Origin of the sequence: Streptosporangium lutulentum (assembly GCF_030811455.1) — a bacterium.
In the GTDB taxonomy this organism is placed as follows: domain Bacteria; phylum Actinomycetota; class Actinomycetes; order Streptosporangiales; family Streptosporangiaceae; genus Streptosporangium; species Streptosporangium lutulentum.
Genome location: NZ_JAUSQU010000001.1, coordinates 6,352,864 through 6,375,201, shown reverse-complemented (window position 1 = coordinate 6,375,201; position 22,338 = coordinate 6,352,864). Strand labels below are relative to the sequence as shown.

14 protein-coding genes are annotated in these 22,338 nt (G+C 70.9%); 6 read left to right on the top strand and 8 right to left on the bottom strand.

Annotated elements, in window-relative coordinates; translation table 11 throughout:
* The first annotated feature begins 85 nt into the window (after positions 1-85).
* Together J2853_RS28265 and J2853_RS28260 are read left to right on the top strand one after the other, a co-directional pair.
* Complete coding sequence (locus J2853_RS28265; RefSeq protein ID WP_307563171.1) at positions 86-1,339, top strand: MFS transporter; 1,254 nt, start codon at positions 86-88, stop codon at positions 1,337-1,339.
* 147 nt (positions 1,340-1,486) lie between these two features.
* Positions 1,487-2,188 carry a hypothetical protein gene (locus J2853_RS28260; RefSeq protein ID WP_307563169.1) on the top strand — a complete coding sequence of 234 codons (702 nt, stop codon included), beginning with the start codon at positions 1,487-1,489 and terminating at the stop codon, positions 2,186-2,188.
* Here the strand turns inward: J2853_RS28260 and J2853_RS28255 are convergent.
* The 5 genes from J2853_RS28255 to J2853_RS28235 all read right to left on the bottom strand — a co-directional run bounded on the left by J2853_RS28255 (position 2,137) and on the right by J2853_RS28235 (position 7,804).
* On the bottom strand, positions 2,137-3,321 hold the full coding sequence (locus tag J2853_RS28255; protein ID WP_307563167.1) for a sensor histidine kinase: 1,185 nt from the start codon (positions 3,319-3,321) through the stop codon (positions 2,137-2,139). The two genes, J2853_RS28260 and J2853_RS28255, sit on opposite strands and share 52 nt — an antisense overlap.
* Positions 3,318-3,998 carry a response regulator gene (locus tag J2853_RS28250; protein WP_307563165.1) on the bottom strand — a complete coding sequence of 227 codons (681 nt, stop codon included), beginning with the start codon at positions 3,996-3,998 and terminating at the stop codon, positions 3,318-3,320. The genes J2853_RS28255 and J2853_RS28250 overlap by 4 nt, the downstream gene beginning before the upstream one ends.
* 203 nt (positions 3,999-4,201) lie before the next feature.
* Complete coding sequence (locus tag J2853_RS28245; RefSeq protein ID WP_307563164.1) at positions 4,202-5,101, bottom strand: carbohydrate ABC transporter permease; 900 nt, start codon at positions 5,099-5,101, stop codon at positions 4,202-4,204.
* Positions 5,098-6,117: an ABC transporter permease gene (locus J2853_RS28240; protein ID WP_370879349.1), complete on the bottom strand. Its 1,020-nt coding sequence runs from the start codon at positions 6,115-6,117 to the stop codon at positions 5,098-5,100. Before J2853_RS28240 ends, J2853_RS28245 begins: the two co-directional genes overlap by 4 nt.
* Positions 6,110-7,804 (bottom strand): extracellular solute-binding protein, encoded by a 1,695-nt coding sequence (locus J2853_RS28235; RefSeq protein WP_307563162.1) that lies wholly within the window; start codon positions 7,802-7,804, stop codon positions 6,110-6,112. The genes J2853_RS28240 and J2853_RS28235 overlap by 8 nt, the downstream gene beginning before the upstream one ends.
* Before the next feature lie 213 nt (positions 7,805-8,017).
* Here J2853_RS28235 and J2853_RS28230 point away from each other — a divergent pair, with 213 nt between their 5' ends.
* The 3 genes from J2853_RS28230 (at position 8,018) to J2853_RS28220 (ending at position 13,308) form a co-directional block, all read left to right on the top strand.
* The gene (locus J2853_RS28230; RefSeq protein WP_307563160.1) at positions 8,018-9,223 is read left to right on the top strand and encodes an ROK family transcriptional regulator; all 1,206 of its coding nucleotides are present in this window, start codon (positions 8,018-8,020) and stop codon (positions 9,221-9,223) included.
* 162 nt (positions 9,224-9,385) lie between these two features.
* The gene (locus J2853_RS28225; protein WP_307563158.1) at positions 9,386-12,157 is read left to right on the top strand and encodes a glycoside hydrolase family 3 protein; all 2,772 of its coding nucleotides are present in this window, start codon (positions 9,386-9,388) and stop codon (positions 12,155-12,157) included.
* A gap of 146 nt (positions 12,158-12,303) precedes the next feature.
* A complete protein-coding gene (locus J2853_RS28220) occupies positions 12,304-13,308 on the top strand; it encodes a LacI family DNA-binding transcriptional regulator (RefSeq protein ID WP_307563156.1) in 1,005 nt (334 codons plus the stop codon).
* A gap of 136 nt (positions 13,309-13,444) precedes the next feature.
* Here the strand turns inward: J2853_RS28220 and J2853_RS28215 are convergent, their stop codons facing one another.
* Together J2853_RS28215 and J2853_RS28210 are read right to left on the bottom strand one after the other, a co-directional pair.
* Positions 13,445-14,797 (bottom strand): hypothetical protein, encoded by a 1,353-nt coding sequence (locus J2853_RS28215; protein WP_307563154.1) that lies wholly within the window; start codon positions 14,795-14,797, stop codon positions 13,445-13,447.
* Positions 14,798-15,093: 296 nt separating this feature from the next.
* Positions 15,094-16,842 (bottom strand): acetyl/propionyl/methylcrotonyl-CoA carboxylase subunit alpha, encoded by a 1,749-nt coding sequence (locus J2853_RS28210; protein ID WP_307563152.1) that lies wholly within the window; start codon positions 16,840-16,842, stop codon positions 15,094-15,096.
* A 360-nt stretch (positions 16,843-17,202) separates the two neighbouring features.
* Between J2853_RS28210 and J2853_RS28205 the strand changes: the two genes are divergently transcribed.
* Positions 17,203-17,475 carry a WXG100 family type VII secretion target gene (locus J2853_RS28205; protein WP_089209855.1) on the top strand — a complete coding sequence of 91 codons (273 nt, stop codon included), beginning with the start codon at positions 17,203-17,205 and terminating at the stop codon, positions 17,473-17,475.
* Positions 17,476-17,656: 181 nt separating this feature from the next.
* Here the strand turns inward: J2853_RS28205 and J2853_RS28200 are convergent, their stop codons facing one another.
* The gene (locus tag J2853_RS28200) at positions 17,657-22,222 is read right to left on the bottom strand and encodes a type VII secretion EssC family protein (RefSeq protein ID WP_307563149.1); all 4,566 of its coding nucleotides are present in this window, start codon (positions 22,220-22,222) and stop codon (positions 17,657-17,659) included.
* Between the last annotated feature and the right edge of the window lie 116 nt (positions 22,223-22,338).

Below are 22,338 nucleotides of genomic sequence, written 5' to 3'. Positions count from 1 at the left end.
TTCAGCATAACTGTATTGACAGGTTATGGACAGTGTTGCCAAGGTGAGTAACCTCATTTAACGGTTATTTGCCTTAGGGGAGCCCGTGCCCACTCACACAGACCAGGTGCCGGAGACGCCGCGCCGGAGACCACCCCTCGGGCCGGAGCACCGCTGGGTCATCCTCGGCGTCGGCGTGGCCGCGCAGGCGAGTTTCTCCGCGATGTTCTCCGGTATCCCGGTCACGGCGATCACGATGCGGGCCGACTACGGCCTGTCGACCGGGGAGCTGGGCCTGGTCCTGGGCTGTACCGCGCTGGGCGTCGCGGCGTCCGACATCGTGTGGGGGCTGCTGACCGACCGCTTCGGTGACCGGCGGATCCTGCTGACCGGGCTGATCTCCACCGGCGCGCTGCTCGTGCTCATGAGCCTCGCCGTCGTCCCCACCGGCGACGGCCGGCCTCCGATGCCGCTGCTCGCGGCGGGGCTGCTGCTCGCCGGTGTCCTCGGAGGCAGCGTCAACGGGTCGTCCGGGCGCGCGGTCATGACCTGGTTCCGGGAGGGGCAGCGGGGCCTCGCGATGAGCATCCGCCAGACCGCGATCCCCGTGGGCGGCGCCGTCGGGGTCGCCCTGCTGCCGTGGCTCGCCGCGAGTCACGGCTTCCGCCCGGTCTACGCCGTGCTGGCCGCGTTCTGCCTGGTCACGGCGGTGGCGACCTGGAAGTGGCTCCACGAGCCCGACGACGCGCCACAGGGCGGCGGGGGAACGGCGGGCGAGCCGGTGCGGGAGCGCTCGCCGCTCCGGAGCCGGGAGGTCTGGCGCCTCGCGCTGGCGAGCGCCCTGCTGTCCGTCCCCCAGATGGCCGTCCTCACCTTCGCCGCGATCTTCCTGCACGACGCGGAGCACGCCGGAGCGGTCGCGGGCCCCCTGGTCGTCCTGGTGGGACAGCTCGGCGGTGGGGCGGCGCGCGTCTGGAGCGGCCGGTACACCGACAGGCACGGCAACCGCCGGGGCTACTTCCGGACGGTCGGCGCGCTGTCGGGTGTCGTGATCGCCTGCGCGGCCGGTCTCACCCTCGCCGGCGCGCCCGTCCTCCTCACCGCCTCCGCGCTCGCCGCCGGGGGAGTGCTCGCCAACGCCTGGCACGGCGTCGCCTACACCGAGATCGCCACCATGGCGGGCGCCCGCCGGGCGGGCGCGGCACTCGGCCTGGAGGGGACGACACTCTTCACCGTGGGCTTCGTCGTCCCCCTGGCCATCCCCGTCCTGCTTGAGCAGTCCTCGTGGAGCGTGGTGTGGGCCGTCGCCGCGCTGGCACCTCTGCTGGGCGTGCCCCTGGCCCCGGGCCGCCGCCCCTGACCTCTCCCGGCTCTCCGCGAAAACGCCGCCCAACAGGATGCGGACGGCCGGTAGCCCGTGCGGTGGAGGCGGCGGGGCATCGCCGCCGCCTAACGTTCCGTCTCCACCCGCCTGCCTCCGGTGGGCCGGACACGCAAGGAAGGTCTCATGTCGGTGCTTTCCGATTCACACACATTGCGCAGGTCCGCGGCCGGGATCTGCCTGCTCGCCGCGCCTCTCGTTTACGTGGCGGGTCTCGTCGCGGACCCGGCGATCAGGCAGGGGGGTGACACCGTCGGCGTCTACGGCAGGTACCCGGAACAGGTCTCGGTCAGTGCCTCGCTGCTGCACTGGAGCTGGGTCCTGCTGATCCCGGGCATCATCGGGATGATTCACCTCATCCGGCATCGCGGGGTCCTGTTCGGTCATATCGCCGGTGGTCTCGCGCTGCTCGGCATCGTGAACTTCTCCGGGCTGATGCTCGGCGACTTCTTCTACTCCCGTCTCGAACGCGCACTGCCACCGGCCGAAGGGGCCAAGCTCGCGGACGAGGCATTCGCCGACGCCGGAGCTCGCTGGGGGTTCCAGATCCCGGGCTTCGCCGGGCTGCTCGGCCTTTTCCTGCTCGGCCTGGCGCTGGCCCACGCACGCCACGCGCCCTGGTGGTCTCCCTTCGCGATGCTCGCGGGCATCCTGGGGGCACCGATCTTCCCGATCGGCACGTCGGTGGGCGGCCTGCTCTACCTGGCGGGCTCCGGGGTCATCGGGTTGCGGCTGCTGCGGATGGCCGATGTCGAATGGTCCGGCGGGGCCGTCGTTCAGGAAGCCGCCGGCAAACCGGTGGGCGAGAACCTGGCGGACACGCGGTAGCCGCCGCCCGGGACGGGACCGGTAACCAGAGCACCGCCGTACATCGCGGTCCGTTCCCGCATCCCGATCAGGCCGTGTCCCGTCCCGTGCCCACCGCCCGGCGGGTGACCGATACCGTCGTCGGTGACCTCCACACTGAGCTCCGCCCGGTCGTACCCGATGACGACCTCGGCCTTGGCGGCGTGGGCGTGCTTGATCACGTTCGTCAGGGCCTCCTGGATCACCCGGTAGGCCGACTGGTCGAGGCCCGGTGACAGCGGGTAAGGCTCCCCGACGATCCGCAGGCGGACCTCCAGCCCGGCCTTCCCGACCTGAGCGACCAGGTCGTTCAGGCGGTCCAGGCTCGGCTGGAGGGCCTCGGGATCGTTGCCGTCCGCGCCGCGGAGCATCCCCAGCATGAGCCGCAGTTCCTCGACCGCCTCCCGCCCGGCCCGTTCGACGCCGAGCAGCAGGTCGCGCTCCCGCGCCCGGTCGTCGCCGAGCAGCATCCGCACCCCTCCGGTGTGCAGGGTCATCAGGCTCACGTTGTGTGAGATGACGTCGTGCAGCTCGCGGGCGATCCGGTTGCGCTCTTCCGTCACGGCCCACCGAGCTCGTTCCTCGCGCTCCAGCTCCAACCGCGTGGTGTGGACGGTGAGCCGCATCGTCTGGTCGATCTGGCGGCGCAGCAGGATGCCGCTGGTGTACGCCACGCCCATGAAGATGGCGCTGATCAGCACTTCGGCCATGTCGTTGTGCTGGAAGGTCTGCAGGTAGCCGTACGTGGTCAGCACGCACGCCAGCCCTCCCAGGCCGCGCCGGCTGCGCAGCTCCGCCGCGCTGGCCACGGTGTGCACCAAAATGAGCGTGGAGTAGAAGTGCCAGGCGGCGTAGTAACCGGCGTCGGTGACCACCCGTACCGCATAGCCGTCCGCGGTCAGCAGAAGCAGTATGGTCGTCGGGAACCTGCGCCGGAACAGCAGCAGTGCCCCGGCGGCGACCGCGCCCGCCGCCAGCGGCACCGGGTGGTCGATCTGCCCGGGCAGCGGCCCTTGGCGACCGAACGACTCGACCAGGCCTGCGACCACCACGGCGAGGGAGAGCAGCAGATCGAGCAGGGTGGGTCGCCAGCCTTGAAGCGCCGGATGTGTCACGGCAGGTCCTGTGCCCCGGGCCGGACCACTCCGGCCTCGTAGGCGAACACCACGGCCTGCACCCGGTCGCGGAGCCCGAGCTTGCGCAGCACCTGCATGACGTGGGTCCGTACGGTCGCCTCCCCGATGTTCAGTTCCCGGGCGATCTCCATATTGGCCAGGCCACGGGCCAGCAGGAGCAGCACCTGTGACTCGCGCGGGGTGAGCGTGGCCAGCTCCGGTGGCGCGGTGGGTTCGTGGCGGCCGGCGAAGGCGGCGATCAACCGTGTGGTGACCGCCGGGTCGATCAGCGCGTCCCCGGCGGTCGCCGCACGGATCGCCTCCAGGAGCCGCTCCGGCGGCGAGTTCTTGAGCAGGAAACCGCTCACCCCCGTGCGCAGCGCGACATGAAGGTTCTCGTCGGTGTCGAAGGTGGTCAGCATGACGATCCTCGGCGGGTGGGGATCGCCGAGCAGCCGCCGGGCGGCGCTGAGCCCGTCCAGCCGCGGCATCGAGATGTCCATCAGCAGCACGTCCGGCCGCAGTCGCCGGGCCTCGGCGACGGCCTGGAGTCCGTCGGACGCCTCCCCGACGACCTCGATGCCGGGGGCGGTCTCCACGATGAGCCGCAGGCCGAACCGGATCAAGGCCTGATCGTCCGCGATGATCAACCTGATCGTCAAGGGGGGGCCTGGCATGAGGACAGGGTATAGAGACGATGGCGGACTGACGATCCTCAGGAAGAGGGATTGTGGGCCGGCCGGCCTCCACCACGTGACGGACCCGGACCACTTCAGGTTGTTCGTTGACACGCTCGGAATCGTGTGCCTGCGGACGAAGACCCCGGCCATACGGCCCAGGCCTGTACGCGGGTCTCCGTCCGTCGAGGAGCCGTTCTCCGTCAGCCCTTGATGGCGCCGATGATCACTCCCTTGGTGAAGTGCCGCTGGACGAACGGGTAGACGAACAGCACCGGGAGCAGCGCGATGACGACGATGGCCATCTGGATCGCGAGGCTGGGGGGCAGCGGCTGGCCCGCGATCGTGGTGTTTCCCGTCTGGCCGACGATCAGGGACTGCCCCTGGAGCACGTACTGCCGGAGCACGACCTGCAGGGGCCACTTGGCGTTGTCGTTCAGGTAGAGGACGGCGTTGAAGAACGAGTTCCAGTAGCCGACCGCGTAGAACAGGCCGATGACCGCGGTGACGCCCTTCGACATCGGCAGCACGAGCCGAAGCAGGATGCGGAACTCGCTCGCGCCGTCCACGCGCGCGCTGTCGGTCACCTCGGCGGGGATGTTCATGAAGAACGACCGCATCACCACGAGGTTGAACGCGGCGACCGCGCCGGGCAGGATCAGGGACCAGTACGTGTCGATGAGTCCCAGAGAGCTGATCAGCAGGTAGCTCGGGATCATCCCGGGGCCGAACAGGAACGTCAGCAGGACGAGGAAGAGCATCGGCCGGTGCAGCAGGGAGCCCGGCCGCGACAGGCCGTAGGCGGCCAGCACCGTGACGGTCAGGCTGATCGTCGTGCCGACGAGGGTCACGCCCAGGCTGACCATGACCGACCTGCTCACCACCCCTCCGGAGAAGAGCTCCCCGTAGGCGGCGAAGGAGAGCTCGCCGGGCACCGTGACCAGGCCGCCGGCCTCGGTCACGGCCTCCTGCGTGGAGAGGCTGGTCAGTACGACCATGTAGATCGGGAACAGGACGCACAGCGTGATGAGCGTGAGGAGGAGCCCTTTGACGAGCCCGCCGGCGCGGCTCGGCCGCTCGGCCCAGGGGGGAAGAGTCGTCATGATCGCTTGTAGATCCCGTCCTCGCCGAACCGATGGGCGACCTTGTTGGCCACCAGAATCAGGATCAGTCCCACCAGGCCCTTGACCAGGCCCGCCGCCGCGCCGTAGCTCCACTCGCCGGTCAGCAGCGTGCGCCAGTACACGAAGGTGTCCAGCACCTCGGCGGCGTCCCTGCCGACCGCGTCGCGCTGGAGGAAGAACTGTTCGAAGCCGACGTTCAGCGCCTCTCCGAGACGGAGGATGAGGAGCAGGATGATGATCGGTCGCAGGCCGGGCAGGGTGATGTGCCACATCCGCCGCCAGCGGCTCGCGCCGTCGACGGCGGCGGCCTCGTAGAGATTCTGGTTGATGGCCGCCAGGGCGGCCAGGAATATGATCGTTCCCCAGCCCGCGTCCTTCCAGATCGTCTCCGCCGTCACGAGCGCGATGAACGTATCCGGATTTGTCATGAGATCGATGCCGTCATACCCCTGATTGCGCAGCGTCTGCGACAGCACGCCGGCGCCGCCGAACATCTGCTGGAACAACGTCACGACCAGCACCCACGAGAAGAAGTGCGGCATGTAGACGATGCCCTGGACGAACAGGCGCAGGCGGGGCCGTACCACGCTGTCGAGAAGTACGGCCAGCATGATCGGAACGGGAAAGTAGAAGATCAGCTGAAAGGCCGTGATCGACAGCGTGTTGAGGGTCGCGTCCCAGAAGCTCTCGTCGAGCAGCAGCCACTGGAAGTTGGACAGGCCGACCCAGGGGCTGTCCTTCATGCCGACATAGGGCGAGTAGTCCTGGAAGGCGATGACGTTGCCGAGCAGAGGCACGTAGTGGAAAACGAGCAGCAGGGCGATCGCGGGAAGCGTCATCAGCAGCAACTGCCAGTCACGTTTCAACCGGGAAGACAGCGGTTGGCGCGTCCGGCTTGTCCTGGCGGCCTTCTTACCTACATCCTTGGAGGTGCCGGCGCCGGCGGGTGAGGTCAGGTCACCCGCCGGCCCGGTCCTTACACGGTCGCTAAGCACGGCCGTTGTCCCGCAGGACCTTCATGTAGAAGTCGCGGGCCTCGTCGCCGCCGTCTCTCCGCCACTCGCTGACGATCTGTTTGAGGTCGCTCACCGGACGTCGCCCCCGCATGATGTCGGTGAACTTGTCCTCGGTGGGAATCTGCAGGCCGGACATCTTGGACGGCCGCTGGACCCGGATCCCGTCGAAGGGGATCTTCTCGATGTACTTGAAGCCGGCGTTCTGCCACTCCATGTTGAGTTTGACCGCCTCGGGAAAGGGCCAGTCCACGAACAGCGGACGCCCGCCGAGGAAGCTGTAGGTGGGGGCGACCTCCTTGCGGCCGAGGTCGTTGAGCTCCGGGATGCCGTTCGCGCCCCGGGTGAAGTGCTTTCCCTCCACCCCGAAGTTGGCGAGCTCGTATTCCTTGGTCCCGTACGGCGCCGCCGACCAGTTGAGGATGGAGAGGATCTCCTCCACCTTCTCCTTCGGGAGACCCTTCTTGATGAAGGTGAAGATGCCCGCCGCGGTGTTGTGATACATGATCGGCGTGCCGCCGTCGTGGGCGAACAGCGGCAAGGCGCCCAGGGCGAACTCGGGGTTCTTGCCGGTGTGCTGCTGGAGCAGCTCCTTCCAGCCGCCGAGCCCGTCGCGGTAGACGAGGATCTGCCCGGCCCCGATCAGGTCCTTCTCGTTGGCGCCCTTGCTGCCGACGACGTTCGGGTGGACCAGATCCTCCTTGTAGATCTTCTGCATGAACGCGAGCATCGGCTCGAACTCGGGCGTCTCATACTTGTAGACGAGTTTTCCGCCCTCGTAGCGCCACTCCTGCGGGATGCCGAAGGTCGGCCACATCATCTCGTGGATGCTGCCGAACGCCCAGCGCTTGGCCTTGGGGTCGGTGATCTCCTTGCCGAGCAGGTAGAGCTCGTCGGCGGTCGTGGGGTTCTCGTTCCAGCCGTTCTTGGCGAACAGGTCCTTGCGGTAGAGCAGGGCATAGGGGTACGGCTCGGTGGGGTACGGCACGGCCATCAGCTTGTTGTTCCAGACCGACCACTGCCATGCGGCGGTCGGCAGGTTGGCCAGCAGGGGGTACGGCTTGACCTTGTCGCCCTGCAGATAGGGGGTGAGGTCCTCGAAGGCCTGGTCGACGGCGGTGTTGAAGTCCGCCATCTTCTCGATCTCCCAGCTGGGGATGACCATGATCTCCGGGATGTCCCCCGCGGCGAGCCGGGCGATCGTCTTGTCGCCGTAGACGTTGCCGTCGGTGATCTGGAACTCCACGGTCGCGCCGATGTCGGCGTTGACGGCCTGGAAGTAGGAGTTGTCCGCGAGGCCGGGCGGCGGCGGGCCCCACAGCGGCGTCATGGCCTTGTAGGTGCCGCCCCTGCCCGCCTTCTGGGAGAGGGCGGCGGTGGGGGCGGCGGGGTAGGTGGTGAAACCGCCGCTGACGTCGGGCACTCCGGGCAGGGTGGAGACGGTACCCGGGACGTCGGGTTTGACGCCGGGGAAGGCGGTGTACGTGGGGGTCAGGGACGTCAGCCTGTCCGCTGCCGCCGCCGTGGCGCCTCCGCTGCCCGGCCTGGGGCCGCTCGGCGTGGAGCACGCGCTGAGCAGGCCGCCGCCGGCGACCATCGTGGCGCTGAGTCCTACCAGGCCGAGGAACCCGCGGCGGCTGGTCGTCGCGCCTCGGGGGAGATCATTCACGGCGCGCTCCCTTCATTGGTTCGACACGTGTCAGGGGGTGTCGGTGGGGGATGGCTGTGCGTAGAATTAGTTCGTCTTTCGACCAAACAAATTAGTCGAGGGTGACCTCCGCCACAAGGGACCGCCGATCGCCGGACGCCGGAGGGCGGTCACAGATTGGTGAACGATGGGGCATGATGGGGCCAGCTTGGCCGAGCGGGAGCGGGACTGACCTTGATCACATCTACGACTGACCCGCAGCCGGCCGACTTCGCCGACGTCCGGGCCACCAACCTCGCCGTTGTGTTGAGGTTCGTGCGCGAGCACGCGCCGTGCTCGCGGGCGGACATCGCGGCCTCCACGGGCCTCAACAAGGCGACCGTGTCGAGCCTGGTCGCCGACCTGATCGACCGCCGTCTGGTCAGGGAGACCGGGCTGACCGAGAATCGCGTCGGCCGCCCGGCCACGATGCTGGTGCTCGACGGCTCGCCGTACGCCGCGATCGGCATCGAGATCAACGTCGACTACGTCACCGCCGTCGCGGTGGACCTGTCGGGGGAGAGGCTGCTGTCCTGGCGGCGCTCCTTCGCCGGCGCGACCGTCACGGCCGGTCAGGCCATCGCGAGCGTCGCGGCGATCGTCCGCCGGGTGGTGAACCGGATGGCGAAGGAGGAGCGCCAGGTCCTCGGCCTCACCGTGGGCGTGCCGGGGCTGGTCGGCACGGACGGCTCCGTGCGCATCGCACCCAACCTCGGCTGGCATGACGTCGATCTGTCCGGCGACCTCGCGAAGGCCCTGCGCGACCCGGGCTTCTCCGTTCAGGTCGACAACGACGCCAACCTCGCGGCCCTGGCCGAGCACCGTTTCGGCTCGCAGGCGGGAGTGGCCAACCTGGTCTATCTCACCGGCGAGATCGGGGTCGGCGCCGGGGTCATCCTCGACGGGCGGCTCCGTCGCGGCGGGCGGGGATACGCCGGGGAGATCGGCCACATCCAGCTCGATCCGCTCGGCGCCGAGTGCCGCTGCGGGCGGCTGGGCTGCCTGGAGGCCGTCGCCGGGATCGGGGCGGTGCTGGAGCACGCCGCGCTCTCCCCCGCTGAGGTCGAGGTCGAGCTCGACGAGGTGGTACGGCTGGCCCACGCGGGCGACCCCCGCACACTCAACGTGCTGGGCACCGTGGGCCGCAACCTCGGCAAGGGCGTGGCCATGATGGCCAACCTGCTCAACCCCGACGTGGTCATCCTGGGCGGCTACTACGTGCCGCTGGCGCCGTGGCTGCTGCCCGAGGTGGAGGCCGAGCTGCGGGGGCGCACGATCGCGCCGGACCTCGGGGGCTGCAGGGTCGTGGCCTCCACCCTGGGGTACGGCGCGGCGGCCCTGGGGGGTGCCGCGCGCGTTCTCGACTCGGTGGATTCGGGCCGTTTGCCCCGAGTCTCTTGACCTGAGCCTCACAGAAGTGCACCCTTCAGGGAAGCTCCGCTCGAAACACGCGTGTAACGAACGGAGTTTTCCTGGACCGATCATCGAAGCGCTTCGACAGAGGCGCGTTTTCACGGGCGCTCGTCGAAGCGCTTCGACGCTCTCCAAGGGATGGTCCCCCCCATGAACGAACCGTTCCGCGACCCGGAGCTCCCCCTCGCCCTGCGGATCGCCGACCTTCAGGCCAGGCTGACGCTGGAGGAGAAGATCGGGCTGCTGCACCAGTACCACGCACCGGTCGGGCGGCTCGGGCTGGGCCGTTTCCGCACCGGCACCGAGGCGTTGCACGGGCTGGCCTGGCTGGGGCCCGCGACGGTGTTCCCGCAGGCGGTCGGGCTGGCGAGCACCTGGGACCCGGAACTGGTCAGGCGGGTCGGCGAGGCGACGAGCGACGAGGTCGTGGCCTTCCACCACAAGGACCCGGGCGCGGCCGGGCTCAACGTCTGGGCGCCGGTGGTCAACCCCCTCCGCGACCCCCGCTGGGGCCGCAACGAGGAGGGCTACTCCGAGGACCCGTGGCTGACCGGTGTCATGGCCACGGCGTATGCCTCCGGCCTTCGTGGGAGCGATCCCACGGTGTTGAAGACCGCGCCCACGCTCAAACACTTCCTCGGCTACAACAACGAGACCGACCGCTGCGTCACCTCCAGCGACCTGCCGCCCCGGGTGCTGCACGAGTACGAGCTCCCCGCCTACCGGCCCGCTCTGGAGCACGGGGCGGCGGTCGCCGTGATGCCCTCCTACAACCTGGTCAACGGCCGGCCGGCCCACCTCAGCCCGCTGATCAACGAGGTGCTGCGGGGCTGGGCCTCCGGCGACGTCCTGGTGGTCAGCGACGCCTACGCGCCCGGCAATCTCACCGGGCTGCAGGCCTACCACGACGACCTTCCCGAGGCCTACGCCCACGCGATCAAGGCGGGACTCGACAGCTTCACCCAGGACGACGACCGGACCGAGGCCACCCTCGGACACATCCGCCGGGCGCTGGAACGGGGCCTGCTCACCGAGCCGGACGTCGACGTGGCGGTACGGCACGCGCTGTCCATCCGCTTCCGGCTGGGCGAGTTCGACCCCGCCACACCGTACGACGACATCACCGAGGCGGTCGTCAACTGCCCCGAGCACCAGACGCTGGCCCGCGAGGCGGCCCGGCGCTCGATCGTGCTGCTGCGCAATGACGGCATCCTCCCGCTGACCTCGGTCACGACGATCGCGGTCATCGGCCAGCTCGGCGACACGCTGATGGAAGACTGGTACTCGGGCACGCTCCCGTACGCCGTCACCGCCCGGGCCGGGCTCTCCGAACGATGCGAGACCCTGTTCTGCGAGGCCGTGGACCGGGTCACGCTGTCCGCCGAGGGCGGTCCGGTCATCGTCGACCTCGACGGCGGGCCCCTCGGGATCGGCGCCGAGCCGGACCCGTTCGACCTCTTCGACTGGGGCGGCGGATCATACGCGCTGCGGGCCGTGGCGACCGGACGCCACCTGTCGGTGGACGACGACGGCGTGCTGGTCAACGACCAGCCGGGCCCCAGCGGCTGGGAGGTGCGCCAGACCTTCCGGATGGAGGACCGGCCGCGCGGCACGCTGGCGCTCCGGCACATCTCCACCGGCCGCTACGTCGCGCTGGAGGACGGGGTGTTCCGCCTGGTCGACGACGCCGACGCGGCCGTCTGGCTGACGATGGAGCGGATCGTCAACGGCGCCGAGGCCGCCGCCGCCCTCGCCGCGACGGCGGACGTGGCCGTGGTGGTCGTCGGCGACCACCCGCTGGTCAACGGCAGGGAGACCGAGGACCGCCTCGACCTGGACCTGCCCGCCGCGCAGGAGGCCGTGGTCAGGGCCGTGCGCGCGGCCAACCCCAGAACCGTCATGGTGATCAGCAGCGGTTACCCGGTCACCTGGGCCGACGAGGACCTGCCCGCGGTGCTGTGGTCGTCGCACGGGGGCCAGGAGTACGGCCACGCGCTGGCCGAGGTGCTGTTCGGCGACGCCGACCCCGAGGGGCGGCTCACCCAGACCTGGTACCGCTCGGCGTGCGAGCTGCCCGACCTGCTCGACTACGACATCATCGCCACCGACGCGACCTACCAGTACTTCAGAGGCACCCCCCTCTACCCCTTCGGCCACGGGCTCAGCTACACCACCTTCGGCTACGACGACCTGACCGTGTCGGTGCTGGAGGGCAGGGTCACCGTCTCGGCCACCGTCACCAACACCGGCTCCCGCGCCGGGGTGGAGGTCGTCCAGATCTACTCCCACCAGCAGCGCTCCCGGGTCAAGCAGGCCCTGCGCCGCCTGCGGGGCTTCGTCAAGGTGCGGCTCGCCCCCGGGGAGAGCACCGAGGTCCGCTGGACCTTCGACGTCGGCGAGCTGGCCTTCTGGGACGTCACCAGGAACCGGTTCGTCGTCGAGGACGCGCCCCACAAGATCATGGTCGGCGGCTCCGCCCGCGACCTCCGCCTGAGCGCCCGCTTCCACGTCGAGGGCGAGATCATCCCGCCCCGCGCCGCCCTCGCGGGCCCGATCCCCGCGGTGAACCACGACGAGTACGACTCGGTGGCGTTCGTGGACGCGGCCAAGGTCTCCGGCGACGCCGTACGGTCCACGGCCGAGGGGGCGTGGATCCTGTTCCGCTCGGTCGACTTCGGGGCGGGGGCCGACTCGGCGGCGGTCCGGGCGGCCGGCACCGAGGGCGGCGTGATCACCCTGCGGCTGGACGATCCCCTCTATGGGCCGGTCGTCGGCGCCCTTCCCGTTCCCCGGGCCGGCCGCTACGACCTCGCCGAGTTGCGTACCGGCCTTGCGGACGCCCGTGGAGTGCACGATCTTTATGTGGTGCTCGAGAACGCGGGAATCACCGTGGCCACCCTCGACTTTGGGAAACGCGCATGACCGAGGAAGCCGGTAGGTATGGGGCGTCGCCGAACACGGTTCCGAGCGGCCGGGTGAGAGGACCGCATGAGCCAGGGTGACGAGGCGGCCGGTGGCCGCGGGGCGCCCGCGAACGCGGGTTCCCGGCCACCGGACGAGGGGGGAGCATGACGGGGCGGGCGGTGACGATCAGCGAGGTCGCCAGGCACGCCGGAGTCGCGGTGAGCACGGTGTCCTACGTGCTCAGCGGAAAGCGGGCGATCTCGGCCGACACCCGCCGGCGGGTGCTGGACAGCGTGCGGGCACTGGGCTACCACCCCAACGCCGGGGCCAGGGCCCTGGCCAGCAAGCGGGCCAACGTCATCGCGCTGGTCCTGCCGCTGCGGGCGGGCATGCACGTCCCGGTGCTGATGCAGTTCGCCACCTCGGTGGTCACCGCCGCGCGGCAGTACGACCACGACGTGCTGCTGCTGACCGCTGACGAGGGGTCCGACGGGCTTCGCCGGGCGGCGGCGAGCGCGCTGGTGGACGGGCTGGTGCTGATGGACGTGGAGCTCCACGACAGCAGGGTTCCGCTGCTCAGGGAGCTCGCCGAGCCCAGCGTGCTGATCGGGTTTCCCGCCGACTCGGCCGGGCTGACCTGCGTTGATCTGGACTTCACGCGGGCGGGCGCGCTCTGCGTGGAGCATCTGGCCGAACGAGGGCACCGGGAGATCGCACTGCTCGGCGCCCCTTCGGTGGTCTACGAGCGCGGCACCGGCTTCGCCCGCCGGACGAGGGAGGGGTTCACCGAGGCCGTGGCCCGGCACGGCCTGACCGGAGTCGCGCTGCCGTGCGAGGAGAACTTCGACCAGGTGTCCGCCGAGGTCGGGGAGCTGCTCGACGCGAGGCCCGGCCTGTCGGGGCTGGTCGTGCACAACGAGGCCGCGGTCAACCACGTGCTCGGGGCACTGCGCCAGTACGGCAGGCGCGTGCCCGGCGACATCGCGGTGGTGGCGATCTGCCCCGACGACATAGCGGAACGGTCCAGCCCGGCCCTGACCTCGGTGCTGATCCCGGCCGAGGAGGTCGGCCGTCAGGCGGTGCGACTGCTCATGGAGAAGCTCGAAGGCGGTGCCGTACCGGACGGCACGCTGCTCCAGCCCCGGCTGGCCGTACGCGACAGCACCTGAGCCGGCATCGCCCGGCATGACGACGGGCACGTTCCTTTTCAGGAACGTGCCCGTCTCCGGCTCTCCGCGGTGACCGCCGGCCGTCATGCGGCGGTGGTCACCGGCTTCTCAAGCGATGGGCGTCGGCTGCCGCCGACTACCAGTCGCCTCCGCCGAAGTCGCCTCCGCCGAAGTCGCCTCCGCCGAAGTCGCCGCCTCCGCCGAAGTCACCCCAGCCGCCGCCGCCACCGAAGTCGCCGCCCCCGCCGAAGTCACCCCCGCTCTCCGCGCCGCCGTAGCCGCCGTATCCGAAGCCGCCGCTCATCATGCTGCCGATCATCGTGCCGACGAGCATGCCGGTCATGACGTCGCCGAAGCCGCCGTAGTAGCCCTGGGCGTAGGGCTGGTAGCCCGGGCCCGCGTCGTAGTAGGGGCGGCGCTGGCCGTTGACCATGACCTCACGCGTCTGGGGCTCGTAGCCGCGGTCGATGGCCTCCGCGTCGGCCGCGCAGGCGGGCACGTCGCGCAGCGCGCCACCGGGCGGGGCCCAGCGCACGTCACGGACCGAGGGGCCGTGCTGCGGGTTGAAGAAGCACGGGGACCGCCGCTCGGGGAGCGGCAGGTGGTTGACGCGCGCCTTCACGCACGCGAGGGCGTAGCGGCCCTCCTCCAGCGCGGTCGTCACACCACGGAGATCGTCAGGGCGCTTGACCGCCGTGAGCTCCGTCTTGGCCCGCTCGTAGGAGTCGAGCGCACGCTGCCAGTCCTGCTGGTGGTCGGCGCTGTCGCCGAGCAGCTTGACGTCGGTGTCGAGGTCGGTGATCTCCTCACCGAACTTGGTGACGTCTTCGTCCACGGTCTGCTTGACCGCGGCCAGCTCGGCGGCCTCGCGCACCTCGCGGTCCTTCTTCTTCTTGCGGGAGTAGAAGAGGATGCCCGCGCCGCCGGCCAGGGCGAGCACCAGGATGCCGATCAGCACGCCCGTGCTGGAGCCGCTGGAGGACGAGCTGGAGCGGGAGCTGGAGCCACCGGTGGTGTCCGCCTCATCCGCCAGCTTGACGAAGTTGATCACATTGTCCGTCGGGCTGGTGCTCGTCTTGGCACGGCCGAGGAGCTCGTCGACGTCGATGCCCCTGATGTTGGAGACGCCGAACGGTGACGTGCCGCTCATCAGCAGGATGGTGGACTTGCCGCCCACGTTCTTGCGGACCGCGGTCAGCAGCGTCCTGGCCTGCGACTGGCTGCTGATCGAGCCTTGGGGCAGCATTCCGAGGTAGACCGAGGAGGTCTGCTCGACGGCGCTGCGCATGGCGTCGACGGCGTTCGCCGGCAGGCCGGCCGCGGGGTCGACGAAGAAGTGATCGCCGTCCTTCAGCCCCGACGCGATCGCACCGGGGTCGGGCGCCGCGGCGCTGGCCGCGGGCGCGATCATGAAGATGGCGAGGAGCCCGGTGAGCAGTGCGATGATCGCAGCACCGAATCGACCCGGCGCGGTTTTTGTGATGGTCACGGCAGAAAGCCTCCTTCGTCCTGAATAGACGAATGAGTGGACGTCAGAGTTCCCTACGACTTGACCGTATCCCCTTCAAGGCCGCCTGTGGCATCGAGATCGTCGTCAGACTTCTGTACTGCTGGTATACCCACTCTATACATAGCGTCAACATCGGTTCCCCGTGTCGGCGGGAACACCCGTCGATCTTCGGGCCGACGTGGGGGAATCCCGTCGAGAAGGACCACGGGACGGCGTGCCGCCGTTCCCGTGATCGCGCTGGAGCGTTCGGGCCGCGATCAGATGTCCTTGATCGGTCAGGCGTCCTTGATGTCGCAGATCGTCGCGCCCGCGGTGACGGTCTGGCCCGTGGTGGCCGCCAGGCCGGTGACGGTGCCGGCCTTGTGGGCGGTGAGGGGTTGTTCCATCTTCATCGCCTCCAGCACCACGACGGTGTCGCCGACGGCGACGGTGTCGCCGTCGGTGGCCACGACCTTGACGATGGTGCCCTGCATCGGGCTGATCAGGCTGTCGCCGGAGGCGGCCTTCTTGCCGGCCGCGCCGCCGCCGCGCCTGGGCGGCCGCGCACCGGTGCGGGCCGGTCCGGCGGTGGCGAATCCGGCGGGCAGCACGACCTCCAGCCGCTTGCCGCCCACCTCGACCGTCACCCGCTCGCGCTCGCCGGGTTCCCGCGCGTCGCCGATCTCCCCGTCATACGGCGGGATCGTGTTGTCGAACTCCGTCTCGATCCACCGGGTGTGCACGGAGAACGGCTCGCTTGCGAACGCCGGGTCGGCCACCACCGCCCGGTGGAAGGGCAGCACGGTGGGCATGCCGTCGATGTCGAACTCGGCCAGCGCGCGGGCGGCGCGCTGCAGGGCCTCGCGCCGGGTGGCGCCGGTGACGATCAGCTTGGCGACCAGCGAGTCGAAGGCGCCCGGCACGGTCATGCCGGCCTCGTAGCCGGAGTCCAGACGGACCCCCGGCCCGGACGGGGTGCGCATGGCGGTGATGGTGCCCGGGGCGGGCAGGAAACCGCGGCCGGCGTCCTCGGCGTTGATCCGGAACTCGATCGAGTGGCCGCGCGCCTCGGGGTCGTCGTACCCCAGTTCCTCGCCGTCGGCGATCCGGAACATCTCCCGCACCAGGTCGACTCCGGCGACCTCCTCGGTCACCGGGTGCTCGACCTGCAGGCGGGTGTTGACCTCCAGGAAGGAGATCGTGCCGTCCTGGCCCACGAGGAACTCGCACGTGCCCGCGCCGACGTAACCGGCCTCGCGCAGGATCGCCTTGGAACTCGTGGAGAGAAGGTCGAGCTGCTCGGCGGACAGGAACGGCGCCGGAGCCTCCTCGACCAGCTTCTGGTGGCGGCGCTGGAGCGAGCAGTCACGGGTGCTGACGACGACCACGTTGCCGTGGGAGTCGGCCAGGCACTGGGTCTCCACGTGCCGGGGCCGGTCCAGGTAACGCTCGACGAAGCACTCACCCCGGCCGAACGCGGTGACGGCCTCGCGGACCGCGCTGTCGTAGAGGCCGGGGATCTCCTCCAGCGTGCGGGCCACCTTCAGGCCGCGCCCGCCGCCGCCGTACGCCGCCTTGATCGCGATCGGCAGCCCGTTCTCCCTGGCGAACGCGACGACCTCCTCGGCCCCGGAGACGGGGTCCTTGGTGCCGGCGACCAGCGGGGCGCCGACCTTCTGCGCGATGTGCCTGGCCTGCACCTTGTCGCCGAGCGCGGTGATCGCGGAGGGCGGCGGGCCGATCCAGGTCAGGCCGGCGTCGATCACCGCCCGGGCGAAGTCCGCGTTCTCGGCCAGGAAGCCGTAGCCGGGGTGGACGGCGTCGGCCCCGGTGTCGGCGGCGACCCGCAACAGCTTGCCGATGTCGAGGTAGGTCTCGGCCGGGGTCTGGCCGCCGAGCGCGTGCGCCTCGTCGGCGACCCTGACGTGAAGCGCGTCGAGGTCCTGGTCGGCGTAGACGGCGACGCTGGCCAGCCCCGCGTCCTTGCATGCGCGCGCGATCCGCACGGCGATCTCGCCACGGTTGGCGATCATGACCTTCTGCACCGACGTCGTTCCCTTCATATACGTGCGAACAGGGGGCTGGCGGGCCTTCAACGGAGTGTAAGCGTCTTCTGATCGCGAAGTCCCTCTGGGTCCTCGGAAGTTCTCCCGGGTCTTCGCCCGTCAGGGCCCGCGCCACCGGCTGAAAGGCCCCGGAGCGGTCCGGCGTCCACGACGGGACCGGAGGGGCCGGATTAATAACTCCCCGCATCGCGAAAATTCAAGATAAAGAGGCGAACCAGCCCGTCCGCGTGTGCGAGAAGGTCCATATCCGCTCGGTATAACGTCGAAATCATTGTGATCCACTCCCCTATCGTGATTTCGTTTGGTGACCCCTCGACACCGATCCCGAAGGAGACGGGCATGAGCCAGAACTTGCTCGGCGGCAATCCCGCGGAAATGCAGCAGATGGCCACCCAGTTCACCCAGCAGGCGGACCAGGTGAGGGCCACAATGGCCGCCCTCGATCGGGAGGCCGCAAAGGTCGGCACCGCCTGGACCGGCCCGGGCGCCCAGCGTTTCAGCGAGGCCTGGCAGAACTACCGCGCGGCTTTCCAGCGTATGTCCGAGGAGCTCGCCGAGGCTTCCCGGGTCATCAACACCTACCGAGGAAACATCGAGTCCGCCACGCGTTAGGCGCACGAACCGGCTGATCCGCCAGAACGCCCCGGCCCTTGAGGGCCGGGGCGTTCGCCGGTTTCCAGGGGTCGGGCGTCGGTCGGCTCACGGACCGGGCCTGGCGTCGGTCGGCCTACGGATCGGGCCGGGGATCGGTCGGCCCACGGACCGGGCCGGGCGTTCGTGGGCGAGTGCCCCGTCAGGTGATGGCGGTCTGGATGGGGACCACCGAGCCCAGGGTGACCAGCAGGCCGCGGCCGGGCGGGCCGCCGACCGCGCCGCGAGGCAGCCGGACGGTGAACAGGTCGCCGTCGGCGGGACTCTGGATCGACAGGAGCAGGCCCGTGCGGGCCTTGCGGGCCTCGGCGACGAAGCCGCGGTAGGCGGTGGCGAGATCGCCGGTGCTGCCGCCGACGATGAGGCCGTGCTCGCCGTCCCTGCCGGTGCGCAGCACCTGCTCCAGGGCCATGCCGAGGGACGAATCGGCGACGATCAGCTCGGCGTCGTCGACGATCACGACGTAGCGTTCCTGCCCGGCGACGGCCTCGTTCAGGTCGCCGTTCGCGTCGAGCACGGCCAGCACGCCCGGCGCGTCCACCAGCGTGCACAGCGGGCTGCGGCGGGGGGTGACGAGGACCGTGGGGATGCCGCGGGAGAGCAGGGACTGGGTGGCGGTCAGCAGGGCCGAGGACCGGCCGGACCTGGGCGGGCCCGCGATGACCGCGCCGGGGCCGTGGGCGAGCAGGTCGACGCCGAGCGGGGTCAGTGAGTCGCCTCCGGCGCCGAGCAGCGCCCACAGCGGGGACGGCGGCTTGAAGGAGGGCGCCAGATCCAGCGTCTGGGCCACGGTGATGCGCATGGGCAGCGCGTCCACCCGCATCGGGGGCTCCGCGGTGATCTCGCGGGCCGCCCGGGCCAGCGCCTGGAGCGCGGCGACCTGGGCTGGTCCCGAGGGGTCGTCGCAGAGCAGGGCGATCTGGTTCTCGGTGATGCCGTGCTCGCCGATGGACAGCGCGCGGCCGGGGGCGAGCGAGGCGGGCAGGTCCTTGACGGGCAGCCCGGCCAGGCCGTAGTCGGCTGGATCGGCCAGCCGGAGGATCAGCCGGTCGTCGAAGACCGTGGAGATCTGCCCGATCAGCGCGGACCGGTCGCCGGTCACCACGGCCCGCAGCCCGACCGCCGGGCCCTCCCTGAGCAGCTGCATGAGCGACTCGATCAGCCGCCCGTAGTCGTAGCCCTCGAACGCGGCGACGAATCCCTCCCACCGGTCGAGCATCAGGACCAGCCACGGCAGCCGCGGCCCTCCCTGGACGGCGCGCAGCTCGGCCAGCGACGCGTATCCGGCCTCGGCGAGGAGCTGCTGCCGCCGCCCGATCTCGGCGCGGAGCCGCGTCAGCAGCCGCTCCACCCGGTCGAGCTGGTCGCGGGTCACCACCGCCCCGCAGTGCGGCATCGCCATCAGCGGCAGCAGGGCCCCCGAACCGCAGTCGATCGCGTGCACGTGCACGTCGTCGGGGGAGGCGCCGGCGGCGATCGCCCCCGCCAGCGTGCGCAGGGCGGTGGACCGCCCGCTCCGCGAGGCGCCCGCGAGGAGCAGGTGCCCCCCGTGGGCGAGGTCCAGCTCCAGCGCCCGGCGGTCCTGCGCCCACGGCAGGTCGGTGATTCCGAACGCGAGCGGCGGCACCTCCTCGACCCCCGCGCGGTACGGCAGCGCGTCGCCGGACAGGTCCGGGAACGCGGGGGTGACGACGAGGTCGGCGAGCGGCGGCAGCCAGGGACTCGGCTGCTCGGGGATCCCCGCGATGCGGGCGGCGTCGACCAGGGCGTCGGTGAGGATGGACAGGTCGGTGACAGGGGATCCGTCGAGGGCCGGGTCGGGCGCGGACAGCGGATGGCCCAGAGCCCGCCAGCCGAGCTCCGTCACGCGGACCCTGACCTCGCTGGAGGCGCCGGGGCTCCGCCCGCCGATCCTGGCGGTCTGCACGGCCGTCGCCCCGCCCGCGCCGGATTTCACGTAGCACCTGCCGGGCGTGGATTTGGAGATGTGCGCGGCGTCGGGACGGTCGATGACGTCGGCGGACTCGGAGGCCTCGGTGACCCGTAGCGCGATCCGCAGCGAGGTGTTGGCCTGGATGTCGGCGGTCACCACGCCGCCGGGTCTCTGGGTGGCGAGGATGAGGTGGATGCCGAGCGACCGGCCGCGTCTGGCGATGTCGACCAGCCCGGTCATGAAGTCGGGCAGCTCGCTGACCATGGCCGCGAACTCGTCGATGACCAGCACCAGCCGGGGCAGCGCGGGCGGTGGCTCCGAACGTCCGCGCAGGGACCTGACCGAGGGCCCGCCGCCGGCGACGAGCAGGTCGCGGGAGGCGCGGGCCGTCCGGGCGTCGCGGAGCTCGTGGTAGTCCTCGATGTCCTTCGCGCCGGCGGACAGCAGCAGGCGCTCCCTGCGGCGGATCTCGGCGGCCAGGGAGGCCAGGGCCCGCTGGGTCAGATGGCCGTCGAGGTCGCTGACCATGCCGACCGTGTGCGGGAGCCGTACGCACTCCTTGAACGCGGCCCCGCCCTTGTAGTCGATCAGCACGAACGTCATCTCGTCGGGCCGGTTGGTCACCGCCAGCGAGCAGATCAGGGTCTGCAGCAGTTCGGACTTGCCCGCGCCGGTGGTGCCCGCGATGAGCGCGTGCGGTCCGTCCCGGCGCAGGTCGACGGAGAACGCCCCTTCGGGGCCGACTCCCACCACGGCCTCGGTGCCGCGGCCCCAGCGTCCGGCGAGGGCCGTCCCCGAGATCGCGGGCAGCTCCAGCAGGTCCAGCAGCCGTGCGGACCCGGGCAGGGCCAGGTTCGAGTCGTCCCTGCTGACGTCGCGGATCGGGGCCAGGGAGCGGGCGAGCCGGTCGCACCAGGAGGCCGACACCTGGTCGGCCAGGATCTCGCCGAGGTCGTCCAGGCCGCCGCCGCGCAGCCGGACCGTGCCGTCCGCGGTCACCGCGGCCACGGTGGCGCACTCCTCGGGCAGCAGCCGCTGGTCGCCGTCGACGGCCAGGGTGTAGACGCCCGCACGGGGGCCCTGGCGGAGCACCTGCGGCATGCCGGGCAGCGCGCGCAGGACCTGGGCGCCGTCCAGGACGACCAGCACGTCGTACGGGCGCTCGTCGTAGACGGGGGCGGCCAGCGGTTGCTCCGCGCCGCCGAGGTCGCTCCAGCCGGACGGGATCCGGGCCGGCCTCATCGCCGAGCTCACCGAGCCGTCGTTCTCGTCGAGACGCTCCTCTATCAGCGTGGCCAGCTCGCTCACCCTGCGGGCCGCGGCCTCGGGGTCGGCGCCGACCAGGACCACGCAGTCTTCGCCGCCGCGCGGGGCGCAGTGCGGAAGCCAGCGGACCCAGCTCCAGCGTTCTTCGCCGTCGCCGTGCGCGGAGAGCACGACGATCGCCAGGTCACGCGGGCTGTGCAGGGTGGCGGCCTGACCGACCAGCCAGCGGGCCAGCCCGGCCGTCGTCTCCCGGGGGCCGGTCAGGCCGGCGACGCCCAGGCGGCGCATGGCCAGGGCCACCGGCACCGCGTGGCAGGTGGGAGGGTCGGGCATCGGGGTCTCGATCGGGGCGGCGCGTTCGGGGACGAACTCCAGGTCGGCGGGGAGGTCGGCGAGGCCGACCCGCAGCCGCAGCGCGTCGGGGTCGTGGTCGCGCCGCTCCCACAGCCGCCGCCGCGGGCCGGTCGCGGTGAGCAGCACCTCGGCGGGGTCGGGCGCCGCGGTACGGCGGGCGGTCTCGTCGTCGGCGCGGGCCTGCTCCACGGTGGCCTCGAAGGCCTTCAGCCGCTCCCTGTACCGCTTGATCTGCTGGCGGTACTGCTTGCGGCCGTGCCGCCTGTCGCTCCACCACTGGCCGATCACGATCATCGGGGTCATCAGCGCGAACAGCAGGAAGTACCAGATCTGGAAGGCCCAGGCCATGGCCACCCCCAGCCCGGCGGGCAGGAACGCCGTCAGCAGTTGCAGCCGCATGGTCTCGGCGCGTTTGGGCTCGGCCGGGACCTCGAAGCGCCGCCCGCCTCCCGGCGGCCGGAACCTGGGCGGCCGGTTGTAGGCGAGCCCGCCGTCGGACTGGGCGTCCAGGTGGGCGTCGGGCGGTTCGACGGTCTTGAGGGTCAGCACGGTCGCGCCGCAGGTCAGCAGGGCGTGCTCGGGCCACGGCTCGGCGCGTTCCAGCGGGTCGCGGTCCAGGCGGGGGGCGCGCTGCGCGTACTGCCCGCCTCCCTCGGCGGGCTCCACGGTGATGGCGTCGGGGGTGAGCCGCACCACGGCCGCCTCGCCGGACAGCAGGGGGTCGGGGACGGACACCGCACAGGCCGGGTCCGAGCCGATGGTGTGGACGCCGAGGCTGAGGCGGTGCACGGAACCGGCGGCGGGACCGCCGATCACCCGGATCTCCACGATGCCGCCGGGTTCCTCGGTGAGGGTGACCCCGGCGAGGGCGCGTTCGAGGGTGACGAGGTCGCCGTCACGGAGCAGGCCCAGCGCGGGCGCGGTGGGGGGCAGGGGCCGGCCGCCCAGCCAGAGGGTGGGGGGTTCGGCGGCGGGGGAGTCGCGGCCCAGCCCGTAGGGGGCCTTGCTGCGGGTCAGGCGGACCACGTTGGTCGGCCGCTCACCCGCCTGCCCGGCGAGTGCCTCCGCGAGCCGCGCCACCGTGGTCGTTTCGTCGCCTTCGACCACGACATCGCGGTCGGTGTGCTCGCTGAGCACGGTGAGCATGATCCGCATCGCCGCTCCTCGGGTCAGGCCCCCGATCCAAGGTACATAGTGCGGGCGGCTCTGGAGAGGTTGTTTGCGGCAATGCGATGAGTCACCGCCTGCTATGTGGAAAACGTCCCAGCCTG